Raw genomic sequence first — 11818 nt, forward strand, 5'->3', positions numbered from 1 at the left:
CGCTTGCGTCGACCCTCGCGAAGTAGTGGAATCTAGCTGGATCAGGCATAGTGGATCAGCCCTGTTCACCAGCAGAGAGAGCTATCCGTGCACCGCTTGACCGGTCCTGCAGTCGTGACCGTCGTCGTCCTCGCCTCGGCCGGGTGCGGCACTTCTACGACGGCTAGCCCTGACGACTGTTCGGGGCCGCCGTCTGTGACGCTCGGTGATCCGGGTGCAGAGCCGCGTCGACTGATGGAGCTCGCGCCTGAGCCCGGTGCGAAGGCGAGCTTGGACATGTCGATGACCATGGGATTCACCATCCGGATCGACGGGGACAGTGTGCCCGTGGCTGCTCTACCGCCCATGCTGATGGGTATGGAGATCACTGTCGACGAGGTGACGGATGACGCGGTCGCCATGTCCTTCGTCTACGACAAGGCCGAGGCGGGCAGCGGTGGTCCGGTGATGTCGGGAATGCAGGAGGTGCAGGAGATGCTTGACACCCTGGTCGGGGTGTCCGGGACCATCACCACTACCCGCAGCGGCGCCTACATCGACGGTGCCGTGGACCTTGCCGGGCTGGATCCGGCCATGTCCGGAGCGATGGACCAACTCGAGCAGCAGTTGGCCGACCTGGCCGTTCCGCTTCCCACGGAACCCGTGGGGGTTGACGCGGAGTGGGAGGTGGTCAGCTCGATCGAATCCGGCGGCATCACGTTCTGCAACGTCGCAAGTTACACCCTTGCCGAGTTCGACGGTGACTCCTACGAACTCGATGTCGAGGTGACGCAGAACGCCATTCCCGCTGAGTTCACGGAGGGGGGAGTGCCCATCGAGCTGAAGGCGGGCACGGGAAGCCTGAATGGGCGCAGTGGCGGCAGTCTGAGCCTGCCGGTCGCGGTCTCCGCCACCACCGAAGGAACCTCGACGATGACGATGGAGGTCGACCAGCACGGGTCCACGGTGACCCAAGAGGTCGTCGTCGACGTCGAGGTCGAGATCAGTCCCCGCGATGCGGAAAGCTCAACGTGACTCGGCTACGTCTTGCCCACACCGTCGTGGGCACGGCACGACGAGAGGCGCCCATGCCCGAAGGCGGTGAGCTGGGCGCTCCCGGATAGGCTTCGTCAGGCTGGCCGATCGGCCGCCGACGAGGAGGACCGATGCTCGAACAGAAGACGCCCGCCGTGACGAAGGCGCTCTTCGGAACCATGCCTGACGGCCGTGAGATCGATGCCTACACCCTGGTCAACCCCTCGGGAATGCGCGTGGTGATCCTGACCTACGGCGGGATCCTGCAGTCGATCGAGGTGCCGGATCGAGCCGGGCGGCTGGCCAACGTCACGCTCGGCTTCGCCGACCTCACCGGCTATCTCGAGCGGAACCAGTACTTCGGCACCATCACCGGGCGCTACGCCAACCGCATCTCGAACGGCCGGTTCACGCTGGACGGTGTTTGGTACCAGCTCGCCCAGAACAAGCCGCCCAGCCACCTGCACGGCGGCGCGGCCGGGTTCAGCCACCAGGTGTGGGACGCGTTCGTGGTCGAGAGCGACACCGGCCCGGCTCTGCAGCTCAGCTACACCAGCCCGGACGGGGATCAGGGATACCCGGGCACGCTGGAGTCGACGGTGCGGTACACGCTGACACCGGCGGGCGAGGTCCGGATCGACTACCGGGCCGGCACCGACGCGCCGACCATTGTGAACCTCACCAACCATGCGTACGTCAATCTGGCCGGGGAAGGCAGCGGCGATATCCTCGGGCACACCCTTCAGCTCAATGCCAGCCGCTACACCCCGGTCAACGCCGACGTCGTCGCCACGGGCGAGATCGCCCCGGTCGCGGGAACGCCGCTGGACTTCACCGAGCCGGCCGTGATCGGGGCCAGGATCCGGGAGTCCCATCCCCAGCTCGTTCTCGCCCAGGGCTATGACCACAATTACGTGCTCGACCGCTCCGGTGACGGGCTTGAACTGGCGGCGACGCTACGTGAGCCGGCGAGCGGCCGGGTGCTGAGCGTGTACACGACCGAACCGGGCATCCAGTTCTATTCGGGCAATTTCCTCGACGGGAGCCTGGTGGGCACGAGCGGCAGGGTTTACCGGCAAAGTGACGGGCTGGCGCTCGAAACGCAGCACTTCCCCGACTCGCCGAACAACCCCCAGTTTCCGTCCACGGTCCTGCGGCCAGGCGAAGAGTACCGGTCCACCACGGTGATGGCGTTCTCCGTGGAGTGAGCGGCTGCGGCGTTGTTCTACGTCGAGGGCGGCCGCCGCAGTTGCCAGCAGACGGCTGAGGCGGTCAGCCAGCCCACGAGCAGCAGGATGCCCAGCCGGACGAGCCAGGCACCGGCGAGAGCCACCTCGAATCTCCGCTCGGAGCCGATGTAGACGTAGGCGTCGATGCCGAGGCCCCACAGCATGATCCCGGCCAGCAGCGCGACCGCTCCGGACACGACGAGGGCCGCGAGGTACGGATTCTCGGTCACCGTATTACGCAACGATCCGTCTCGGCCGAATGGGGCGCTGTTCCCAGCGTCGCCGTCGCCCGCGAACCCACCATTGGCGTGGACCTCGTTCACGAGCCGGTTGTACTTCGGGCGTTGTGTCACGGGTACCGTCCCCTCAGATTTCGGCCCTGGTGCGCAGCCGGGTTTTGATTGTGCCAGGCCGACGGATGCTCGGCTCGCACATGTTTTGGTCGACGGCGCAGGCACGGCGACAATGAGATCCGACCAGAAGTCTCGGAGGGACCTTGAGCACAGCCGCGATCGTTCCGCTCATCAGTCAAGTGTCGACCGCTGTGTCCGAGGCGATCCGGCGCGTGCGTCCTGATCTCGCGGAGGCGGACCCTGTGGTGCGGCCATCCGAGCACGCCGACTTCCAGGCGAACGCCGCATTGGCTCTGGCCAAACGGGTGGGAAGCAACCCGCGAGAGCTCGCTGCCGCGTTCGCGGATGCCCTCGGCGATGTCCGCTCCGGCTCGATCGAATCGGTGGACGTCTCCGGTCCCGGCTTCCTGAACATCGCGGTCGCCGATCGCGCGGTCTGGCAACAGGTGTCCGCGCGGCTCGCGGATTCACGGCACGGCGTCGGGACACCTGAGAGCGGCCGGCGCACGGTGATCGACTACTCGGCGCCGAACATCGCCAAGGAGATGCACGTCGGTCACCTGCGCACCACGATCATCGGCGATTGTCTGGCCCGGGTTCTCGGTTTCCTCGGCGCCGATGTCGTCCGGCAGAACCATCTCGGTGACTGGGGAACCCAGTTCGGGATGCTCATCCAGTACCTCGACGAGCATCCGGATGCGGCGTGGCACCAGGACGAGCTGACCGGCACGTCGTCGGTGTCGGCGCTGGCCGTCTTGTACAAGGAGGCGAAGCGGCTGTTCGACGCAGACCCGGCATTCGCGGACCGATCGCGGGCTCGGGTGGTGGCGCTGCAGTCCGGAGATCCGGCGACCATCGCGCGGTGGCGGGAGATCGTTGCCGAGTCGGAGAAGGCGTTCCGTGCGATCTACGACCGATTGGGCGTGCTGCTCGCGCCCGAGGACTCCGTCGGCGAGTCGTATTATCAGCCCAAGCTGGCGGAGACGATCGCCGAGCTGGAAGCAGCCGGGATCGCCGTGGAGAGTGACGGCGCGCTGGTGGTCTTCTCCGCCGACGTCCTCGGGCCGGAGGGCGACCCGGTGCCGCTGATGGTCCGCAAGCGCGACGGCGGTTACGGCTATGACTCGACCGACCTCGCCACCATTCGCTACCGGATCAAGGAGCTGGGCGGTGAGCGGCTGATCTACGTGACGGATGCGCGGCAGGCCTTGCACTTCCGGATGATCTTCGACGCCGCCCGGCGGGCAGGCTGGCTTGCCGGCGATGTGGAGGCCATCCACGTCGCCTACGGGATGGTGCTCGGCCTCGACGGCCGCCCCTTCCGGTCCCGGGAGGGCGACACGGTACGGCTGGTGGACCTGCTCGACGCCGCGGTGGAGCGCGCGCGGGATGTCGTCGCCGGGAAGGACCCGGACCTGGATCCGGCGGAACTGGACCAGATCGCCGAGCAGGCGGGCATCGGCGCGGTCAAATACGCGGACCTGTCCACGTCTCGCGGCAAGGACTACGTCTTCGACGTGGACCGGATGGTGTCCTTTGCCGGGAACACCGGCGTCTACCTCCAGTACGCACACACGAGGATGGCCGCCATTCTGCGCAAGGCGGGTTCGTCGTCGCCAGCGGCTGATGTCGACGGCGCGATCTCGCTGCGCCCGGAGGAACGCGCGCTCGCGCTGCGCCTGGACACGTACGGCACGGTGGTGACGGATGTGGGTGCCTTGCTGGAGCCGCACCGGCTGTGTGGCTACCTCTACGACCTGGCCCGCGACTTCACCAGCTTCTACGAGACGTGCCATGTGCTCAGTGCCGACGAGCCGATCCGCACTAATCGGCTCGCGCTGTGCCGGTTGGCCGCGCGGACCATGCAGCATGGGCTCGGACTGCTCGGTATCGCCGCGCCGGACCGTATGTGACGGTGCCTGGTCCGGCGCTTCCTGGCCTGAGGGTGCGCGTAGTCCGGCTCTGAGGCCGCGAGCCGCACCTTCAGGCCAGGAGGCCTTGCCCGTGGGTCCGGCTGAGCACCCGTTCGCTTGGTTCGGCGCCGATCGGCTGGCCGAGCTCTCTATCTTCGAGGACACCAGAGCGATCGCTAGGGCGCTGTTTGGATGCATCGACGTCCTGGCCGATGGTGGCTCGATCTCCGCGGAGACGCTTGGACTGGAATGAGGTCGTGACCACGGGCTTCCACATGGTCGTGCGAACGTGTGCGGCGGATCACACCGCGAGCTGTCACGCGGCGACGTCGTCATCACGTCGTTCTCATGTCAGCGACACCACGACCGAGGAGACATCGATGACACAGCGCATGGACCTGTCGGCCGCCACGCCCGAGGGCTTCCGCGCGGTGCTGGGGCTCGACAAGTATGTCCGGGCCAATGTCGACCCCACTCTGCTCACCCTGATCAAGCTTCGTGCCTCGGTGACGAACGGATGCGCCTTCTGCGTGGACATGCACACAACGGACGCGCTCGCGGACGGCGAGAACGGCCGCCGGCTGTTCGCCGTCGCCACGTGGCGGGAGTCGCCGTTCTTCACCGACGACGAGCGGGCCGCACTCGCGCTTACCGATGCCGTGACCGAACTTGGCCAGGACGGCGTGCCCGACGACGTGTGGGACAAGGCCGCGGCGATCTGGAATGAGAAGCAGCTTGCCGACCTGCTGCTCGCCATCTGCACAATCAATGTGTGGAACCGCATCGCCGTACCGACTCGGAAGCAGCCTCCGGCTCTGGTGTGAACGGACTCGCCGAGCTGCAGGCACACCGGTCGATGCTGTTCGGTGTCGCCTATCGGCTGCTGGGCAGCAAGACCGACGCCGACGACGTCCTGCAGGACGCATACCTGCGGTGGCGAGGAGTACCGGTCGATCAGGTGCGTGAACCGCGCCGGTATCTGACCCGGATCGTCACGAGGCTCGCCATCGACCGGATGCGTGACCGCCAACGGCGCGAGAGCTATGTTGGCACGTGGCTCCCGGAGCCGCTGCCTACAGGCTCGTCGGCGGTTCTCCCCGGTGCCGTGCAGCTCGACCCGCTGGACAGCGTCGAACAACGTGACACGATCGCCACGGCCACGCTGTACCTGATGGAGCGGCTGGATCCGCTGGAGCGTGCCGTCTTCGTGCTCCGTACCGCCTTCGAGTTGCCGTACGCCGAGATCGCGGACATCGTCGAACGCAGCGAGGAGCACTGCCGGCAGTTGCATCGCCGGGCATCGCGCCGGCTCGCCGAAGACCGGCGGAGGTTCACGCCCAGCCGGCAGGAGCATGCACAACTGGTGGAGAGATTCCTGCGGGCGGCACGGGACGGCGATCTGGCCACATTGCGAGACGTCCTGCACGACGATGTGGTCACCTGGTCCGACGGCGGAGGCAAGGTCAAGGCCGCCCGCAACGAGATAGTCGGCGCCGAGCGCGTCGTCCGCTTCTTCGCCGGAATCCTCGGCCGGAACCGGAATCCGGTGATTACGGGCGTCGAACTGAACGGCACGCCTGGTGCGGTCGTCGCGTACCAGGACGGGCTGCAGGTCGTGACCGTGGCCGTCACCGAGGACCGGATCAGCGCGGTGTTCCTGGTGTCCAATCCGGACAAGCTGACGCCGATCCGGGGAGCGGTGGCCCCGTCGTCCTAGCGTCCTGCAGACTGCGGCCCGGGGCGCACGGTCTGCAGGACGCTCCAACTATGCTGTCCGGCGTGCTAAGCATCCGCCGCGACATCGTCGACGCCATCATCGACCACGCCCGCCGGGACCACCCCGACGAGGCATGCGGCGTCGTCGCCGGTCCTGTCGGCTCCGACCGTCCGGAGCGCTTCATCCCCATGCTCAACGCTGCGCGCTCGCCCACGTTCTACGAGTTCGACTCGATGGATCTGCTCCGGCTCTACCGGGAGATGGAGGATCGGGACGAGGAGCCCGTCGTCATCTACCACTCCCACACGGCCACCGAGGCGTATCCGTCGCGCACGGACATCTCCATCGCGGCTGAGCCGAACGCCCACTACGTGCTGGTGGCTGCCTGGATGGAGGATGAGGCCGACTTCCGTTCCTTCCGGATCGTCGACGGCGTCGTCACCGAGGAAGAGGTCCGGATCACGGACTGATCCGCCCATGGGTGCATCGCCCGGGCCGGATGAGGAATGATTGGCCTGCAGTGTGCGTTGCCCTAGGCATCAGTTGACGTGAGATCCACACCGAGACCACTGGGAGCTAGAGTCCATGGCCGTCGAGGTCCGTATCCCCACCATCCTGCGCCAGTACACCGATGGCGCCAAGACTGTCGAGGGCAGCGGCGATACGCTGTCTGCGCTGGTGGACGATCTTGAGTCCCGTCATCCCGGACTCCGCGACCGCTTGATGGAGAACGGCGAGCTGCGCCGTTTCGTGAATGTCTACCTGAACGACGAAGATGTCCGCTTCCTCGACGGAGTGAAGACGTCGGTGTCCGACGGTGACTCGGTCACCGTACTCCCGGCCGTCGCCGGCGGCGCCTGAGCCTGACGCCGATGCGCTACGACTCGCTGCTGGACTCGCTCGGGCGGACGCCGCTGGTCGGCCTGCCGACGCTGTCGCCGTCGCCTACCGTCCGGCTGTGGGCAAAGCTCGAAGACCGCAACCCGACAGGATCGGTGAAGGACCGCCCCGCGTTGCGCATGGTGGAGGCGGCCGAAGCCGCGGGGACGCTCACGCCTGGCGCCACCATCCTGGAGCCCACGTCGGGCAATACGGGGATCTCCCTCGCGATGGCGGCCAAACTGAAGGGGTACCGGCTGATCTGCGTCATGCCGGAGAACACCTCCGAGGAGCGCCGGCAGCTCCTGCGGATGTGGGGCGCCGAGATCATCGCCTCGCCGGCCGCGGGTGGATCCAACGAAGCCGTGCGGGTGGCGAAGGGCCTGGCCGCGGAGAATCCGGACTGGGTGATGCTCTACCAGTACGGAAACCCCGGCAACGCCGCCGCCCACTACGAGACCACCGGTCCCGAGCTGCTCGAAGACCTGCCCGAGATCACGCATTTCGTCGCGGGCTTAGGCACCACCGGCACGCTCATGGGAGTGGGCCGATACTTGCGGGAGAAAGTCCCGGGTGTTCAGATCGTGGCGGCCGAGCCGCGCTACGGCGAACTGGTCTACGGCCTGCGGAACCTCGACGAAGGCTTCGTCCCGGAGCTGTACGACGAGTCCGTGCTCACCTCGCGGTTCTCGGTCGGGCCGCGGGACGCCGTGAAGCGGACGCGGGAGCTGCTCGAGCTCGAGGGAATCTTCGCGGGGATCTCCACCGGCGCGGTCGCACACGCTGCCCTGGGGATCGCACGAAAGGTCGTCGCCGCTGGTGAGTCAGCCGATATCGCGTTCATCGTCGCTGATGGCGGCTGGAAGTACCTGTCCACCGGCGCGTACGAGGGCACCATCGACGAGGCCGAGGACAGCATCGAGGATCAGCTCTGGGCGTAGCCCATGATCATCGATGATCCGGCGTGGCCCGCCCCGCCGGATCATCGATGATCATGAGAAGGCGGTGCAGTTGGTGCCGCAAGTCCGCGCCCTTTCGGTCCAGCCCCGGGCCGCTAGCACCTTCGCCTGTTCAGCGGCGACGCCGCAGGGGTCCCCGAAGACGTCCGCATGCCCATAACGAAGCGTGGCTCGACCATGGACGGTGCCCGCGTTGTCACGATGCCGGTCCCGGAAGCGTCCCTCCCCGTCGTGGCCGAGTCGGCCGTCCAGCTCGACGCGGAGCATGAACTCGTCGTAGTCGACATCGATCCATATGACCCGTTGCCCGGCCACGCGTCGTTGCCGGACTCCCGAGGGGAGCCCGTGAGCGCGTTCCACTCTCCGCAGGTGCCGCAGCTCGAGCGGCGATTCGGCTCCCTCGGCGACATCACCGAGCATGCTCTCCAAGAGCGGGCGCCACCGGATCTTCTTGCGCAGTCCGAGGGCTTCGGCGATCCGTTCCGGCGTGGTTCGTCGTCGTTGATTGGCGGCGGTGACCCAGGTTTCCACCGCACGCGGATGGGCGGCGGCGTCGACGAGGTCGAGGACTGTGTCCTCAATGCGTGTCCGCGGAGGTAGCCGGGTGGGATGCCGAGTGCGGTTCAGCCGCTGGGCATAGTGGACCTGAACGCCGTCGATTCGGGTCTGGATGTGCCGGTGCGCGGGTGCGGTGATATGGATGACCGGACTCGGTTCGTCGCACATGCCGTCGAGATAAGCCGCTGTCTGATGACTGGCCGCCGCGCCGGGGCCCACTCGTAGGACCGCCGCCCAGACTCGCGCCCGGTAGCTGACCGGTCCGGTGAAAGTGGCGAAGACGCCGAGATGGAGGCGTTGCCATCGCCGTGACGCCAGACACCACGTGATCTGGTCCCGGGTCATGCCTCGGTCGAGTGCCTGACGGCGGCTGACCACGCCCTCCTGAAGCTGGACGAGGGCGATGAGCTCGTCGCGAGCCAGGACGGTCGGCGGGACGAAGCACTGGACGGATTCGGGGACGCCGGTCGTGACCATGGCGCCGACTCTCCCGGAGCGCACCGGTTGAATACTCCGGCGCGGCGAGATTGTGGACGCCCGCGCATGTGAATGAGGGGCTGTGGACAATGGAGCCTCGACCCTTCTCATGATCATCGATGATCCGACGTGGTCCGCCCCGTCGGATCATCGATGATCATGAGAAGGGTGGCGTGGTGTTCGCCACGTTCGCCGTTCAGGGCCGCGCGAACCGCGTAATCTCAGGGAGCGATGAACGACGCTCACCCCAGGGGCGCTGCGGCCGCCGACGACGCGCCCATCGGCATCTTCGACAGCGGAGTAGGCGGCTTGACGGTGGCGCGCGCCGTTCTGGACCAGCTGCCGCACGAACCGGTGCTGTACGTCGGCGACACCGCCCGTGGTCCGTACGGACCGCGGCCGATAGCCGAGGTCCGGGCGTTCGCGCTCGACGTCATGGACACGCTCGTCGCCGAGGGCGTGAAAATGCTGGTCATCGCCTGCAATTCGGCCAGCAGCGCGGTTCTCCGGGACGCCCGCGAGCGGTATGACGTGCCGGTGGTGGAGGTGATTCAGCCGGCGGTCCGCCGGGCGGTGGCCGCCACGCGCAACGGCCGGGTCGGCGTGATCGGCACCAGCGCGACCGTCAGTTCGCAGGCCTACGAGGATTCGTTCGCCGCCGCGCCCGAGCTGCGGATCACGTCGCGGGCATGTCCCCGGTTCGTGGAGTTTGTGGAGGCCGGCCTGACCCACGGCCCGGACCTCGAGCGTGTGGCGAGCGAGTATCTGGAGCCGGTCCGAGCGGCCGGAGTCGACACGCTGGTGCTGGGCTGCACGCATTACCCGCTGCTCGCCGGGGTGATCTCCTACGTGATGGGTGAATCGGTGACCCTGGTCAACAGCGCCGACGAGACAGCCAACGACGTCTACCGCATCTTGGCCACCCGTGGCGTAATGCGTGCCGACACCCTGCCTCCGCCGCGACACCAGTTCCGGTCCACGGGCGACCCGATCCAGTTCAGCGAGCTCGGCCGCCGGTTCCTGGGCCCGGAGATCGCCGCCGTCGAACAGACCGCGGAGATACCCGTGATCGGCCGCGAGGCGGTGGAACGATGAAGCTGACCGTTCTGGGCTGCTCGGGCTCGCTGCCGGGGCCGTCGTCGCCCGCATCGTCGTATCTCGTGGAGGCTGACGGGGCGCGCCTGGTTGTGGATCTGGGCAACGGGGCACTGGGCGAGCTTCAGCGCCATGTCGGCTACCGGGGCCTCGCGAGCATCGATGCGGTCCTGCTCAGTCACTTGCATCCGGACCACTTCATCGACTTGTGCGGGTATTACGTCGCACTTCGATACGGCCCGCACCGGCCGGCGCGACGAGTGCCGGTCTGGGGGCCGGAGAACACCGCCGAGCGCTTGGCCGCTGCCTACGGCGAGCACCCTGAACCGGGCATGGGCCAGGAGTTCGACATCCGGGCATACCCGGGCGCGGAGTTCGAGATCGGTCCGTTCCGGGTGACCACCGCACGAATGGCGCATCCCGTCCCCGCCTACGCGATCCGGCTGGAGCATGCGGGATCCGTGCTCGTGTATTCGGGTGACACGGGACCGACGCCGGCCTTGGCCGACCTCGCCCGCGGCGCCGACCTGCTCCTGTGCGAGGCCGCTTTCGACGACGACGCAGAGAACCCGGCGGACCTTCACCTGACCGGACGCGAGGCCGGTGAGCACGCGGCAGCCGCCGGTGTTTCCCGGTTGGTCGTCACGCATGTGCCGCCCTGGGGCGACCCCGAACGTGCCGTCGAGGCCGCGCGTGAGGCGTACGATGGCCCGGTCGACGCGGCCGGCGTGGGCCGGACGTGGAATGTCGGATCGTGACCGGCGCGTTAACCGGGCACCGACGAAAGCTGAGGTCGCAGTGACGGAACCTCCCCAGATCGCCCAACCGTACGAGCCGCTCCCGGAGGACTGGGAGCGGGCACTGGCCATCGTCGCGCATCCGGACGATGTCGAGTTCGGCGCGTCCGCGGCCATCGCCAGATGGACAGGCCAGGGTAAGAAGATCGTCTACACGCTGGCCACCAGCGGCGAAGCCGGGATCGACGGGATGCCGCCGGAAGAGGCCGGGCCGCTCCGGGAAGAGGAACAGCGGGAGTCGGCGCGGATCGTCGGGGTCGACGAGGTCGAGTTCCTCGGTTTCCCGGACGGCGTCATGGAATACGGTCTGCCGCTTCGGCGCGCTTTCGCGCGGGCGGTTCGCCAGCACCGGCCGGAGATCGTCATCACCGGGAACTTCCGCGACACGTTCGGCGGCGTCTTCCTGAACCAGGCGGATCACATCGCCACCGGCCGGGCGGTCCTGGACGCGGTACGGGACGCGGCGAACCGCTGGGTCTTCCGGGATCTGCTGGACGAGGGACTCGAGCCGTGGGACGGCGTGCGGGCGGTATGGGCCGGAAGCTCGCCGGAGGCCCGTCACGCCGTCGACACGACGGAGACGTTCGACCTCGGAGTGGAGTCGCTGCGCGCGCACGCCGCGTACCTGGCCGGTCTCGGCGAGGACTTCCCGGAACCCGCGGAACTGCTCGAGGGATTCGGCCGGCAGGCCGGCACCCGGCTCGGCTGCCGGTTCGCCTCCCCGTTCGAGGTGTATGCCATCCGCATGGACGACCTGGATCAGGGCTGAGGCCGTGCATGATCGGAGACGCGCCAGTCGAGGCCTGACGGGACGCACCGACGGGCGG

14 protein-coding genes are annotated in these 11818 nt (G+C 67.7%); 12 read left to right on the forward strand and 2 right to left on the reverse strand.

The features are described from left to right. The first annotated feature begins 234 nt into the window (after nt 1–234). Together G1H11_RS12775 and G1H11_RS12780 are read left to right on the forward strand one after the other, a co-directional pair. A complete protein-coding gene (locus G1H11_RS12775; RefSeq protein WP_163818962.1) occupies nt 235–1014 on the forward strand; it encodes a hypothetical protein in 780 nt (259 codons plus the stop codon). A gap of 131 nt (nt 1015–1145) precedes the next feature. After that, nucleotides 1146–2222: an aldose epimerase family protein gene (locus tag G1H11_RS12780; RefSeq protein WP_163818963.1), complete on the forward strand. Its 1077-nt coding sequence runs from the start codon at nt 1146–1148 to the stop codon at nt 2220–2222. A 17-nt stretch (nt 2223–2239) separates the two neighbouring features. Here the strand turns inward: G1H11_RS12780 and G1H11_RS12785 are convergent, their stop codons facing one another. After that, nucleotides 2240–2596, reverse strand: a complete 357-nt coding sequence (locus G1H11_RS12785) for a hypothetical protein (protein ID WP_163818964.1) — start codon at nt 2594–2596, stop codon at nt 2240–2242. 143 nt (nt 2597–2739) lie between these two features. On the opposite strand from G1H11_RS12785, the gene argS reads away from it, so the two are divergent. The 7 genes from argS (at nt 2740) to G1H11_RS12820 (ending at nt 8046) form a co-directional block, all read left to right on the forward strand. After that, nucleotides 2740–4509, forward strand: coding sequence for an arginine--tRNA ligase (argS, locus tag G1H11_RS12790; protein WP_163818965.1), 1770 nt, complete (start codon nt 2740–2742; stop codon nt 4507–4509). Between the two features lie 91 nt (nt 4510–4600). Next, a complete protein-coding gene (locus G1H11_RS12795; RefSeq protein WP_163818966.1) occupies nt 4601–4762 on the forward strand; it encodes a hypothetical protein in 162 nt (53 codons plus the stop codon). A gap of 127 nt (nt 4763–4889) precedes the next feature. After that, on the forward strand, nt 4890–5333 hold the full coding sequence (locus tag G1H11_RS12800) for a carboxymuconolactone decarboxylase family protein (RefSeq protein ID WP_216843717.1): 444 nt from the start codon (nt 4890–4892) through the stop codon (nt 5331–5333). After that, the gene (sigJ, locus tag G1H11_RS12805; protein WP_163818967.1) at nt 5330–6226 is read left to right on the forward strand and encodes an RNA polymerase sigma factor SigJ; all 897 of its coding nucleotides are present in this window, start codon (nt 5330–5332) and stop codon (nt 6224–6226) included. The genes G1H11_RS12800 and sigJ overlap by 4 nt, the downstream gene beginning before the upstream one ends. Nucleotides 6227–6279: 53 nt before the next feature. Continuing rightward, nucleotides 6280–6696, forward strand: coding sequence for a Mov34/MPN/PAD-1 family protein (locus tag G1H11_RS12810; RefSeq protein WP_163819139.1), 417 nt, complete (start codon nt 6280–6282; stop codon nt 6694–6696). Nucleotides 6697–6811: 115 nt separating this feature from the next. After that, on the forward strand, nt 6812–7087 hold the full coding sequence (locus G1H11_RS12815) for a MoaD/ThiS family protein (protein WP_163818968.1): 276 nt from the start codon (nt 6812–6814) through the stop codon (nt 7085–7087). Nucleotides 7088–7098: 11 nt separating this feature from the next. Then, nucleotides 7099–8046, forward strand: a complete 948-nt coding sequence (locus tag G1H11_RS12820) for a PLP-dependent cysteine synthase family protein (RefSeq protein WP_163818969.1) — start codon at nt 7099–7101, stop codon at nt 8044–8046. Nucleotides 8047–8097: 51 nt separating this feature from the next. Here the strand turns inward: G1H11_RS12820 and G1H11_RS12825 are convergent, their stop codons facing one another. Next, a complete protein-coding gene (locus tag G1H11_RS12825) occupies nt 8098–9099 on the reverse strand; it encodes a hypothetical protein (protein WP_216843718.1) in 1002 nt (333 codons plus the stop codon). A 231-nt stretch (nt 9100–9330) separates the two neighbouring features. Between G1H11_RS12825 and murI the strand changes: the two genes are divergently transcribed. From murI to G1H11_RS12840, 3 genes are read left to right on the forward strand one after another with little or no spacing between them, the layout of a single operon-like run. Further along, on the forward strand, nt 9331–10194 hold the full coding sequence (murI, locus tag G1H11_RS12830) for a glutamate racemase (protein WP_163818970.1): 864 nt from the start codon (nt 9331–9333) through the stop codon (nt 10192–10194). After that, nucleotides 10191–10952 (forward strand): MBL fold metallo-hydrolase, encoded by a 762-nt coding sequence (locus tag G1H11_RS12835; protein WP_163818971.1) that lies wholly within the window; start codon nt 10191–10193, stop codon nt 10950–10952. The genes murI and G1H11_RS12835 overlap by 4 nt, the downstream gene beginning before the upstream one ends. A gap of 40 nt (nt 10953–10992) precedes the next feature. Next, the gene (locus G1H11_RS12840; protein ID WP_163818972.1) at nt 10993–11760 is read left to right on the forward strand and encodes a PIG-L family deacetylase; all 768 of its coding nucleotides are present in this window, start codon (nt 10993–10995) and stop codon (nt 11758–11760) included. Nucleotides 11761–11818: the final 58 nt, after the last annotated feature.

Origin of the sequence: Phytoactinopolyspora alkaliphila, from assembly GCF_010550695.1 — a bacterium.
GTDB lineage: Bacteria > Actinomycetota > Actinomycetes > Jiangellales > Jiangellaceae > Phytoactinopolyspora > Phytoactinopolyspora alkaliphila.

Coding starts and splice junctions, on each gene's coding strand:
- G1H11_RS12815 (WP_163818968.1), top strand. CDS start 6,812: ATGGCCGTCGAGGTCCGTATCCCCACCATCCTGCGCCAGTACACCGAT.
- G1H11_RS12835 (WP_163818971.1), top strand. CDS start 10,191: ATGAAGCTGACCGTTCTGGGCTGCTCGGGCTCGCTGCCGGGGCCGTCG.
- G1H11_RS12820 (WP_163818969.1), top strand. CDS start 7,099: ATGCGCTACGACTCGCTGCTGGACTCGCTCGGGCGGACGCCGCTGGTC.
- murI (WP_163818970.1), top strand. CDS start 9,331: ATGAACGACGCTCACCCCAGGGGCGCTGCGGCCGCCGACGACGCGCCC.
- G1H11_RS12800 (WP_216843717.1), top strand. CDS start 4,890: ATGACACAGCGCATGGACCTGTCGGCCGCCACGCCCGAGGGCTTCCGC.
- G1H11_RS12825 (WP_216843718.1), bottom strand. CDS start 9,099: ATGGTCACGACCGGCGTCCCCGAATCCGTCCAGTGCTTCGTCCCGCCG.
- G1H11_RS12780 (WP_163818963.1), top strand. CDS start 1,146: ATGCTCGAACAGAAGACGCCCGCCGTGACGAAGGCGCTCTTCGGAACC.
- G1H11_RS12775 (WP_163818962.1), top strand. CDS start 235: ATGGAGCTCGCGCCTGAGCCCGGTGCGAAGGCGAGCTTGGACATGTCG.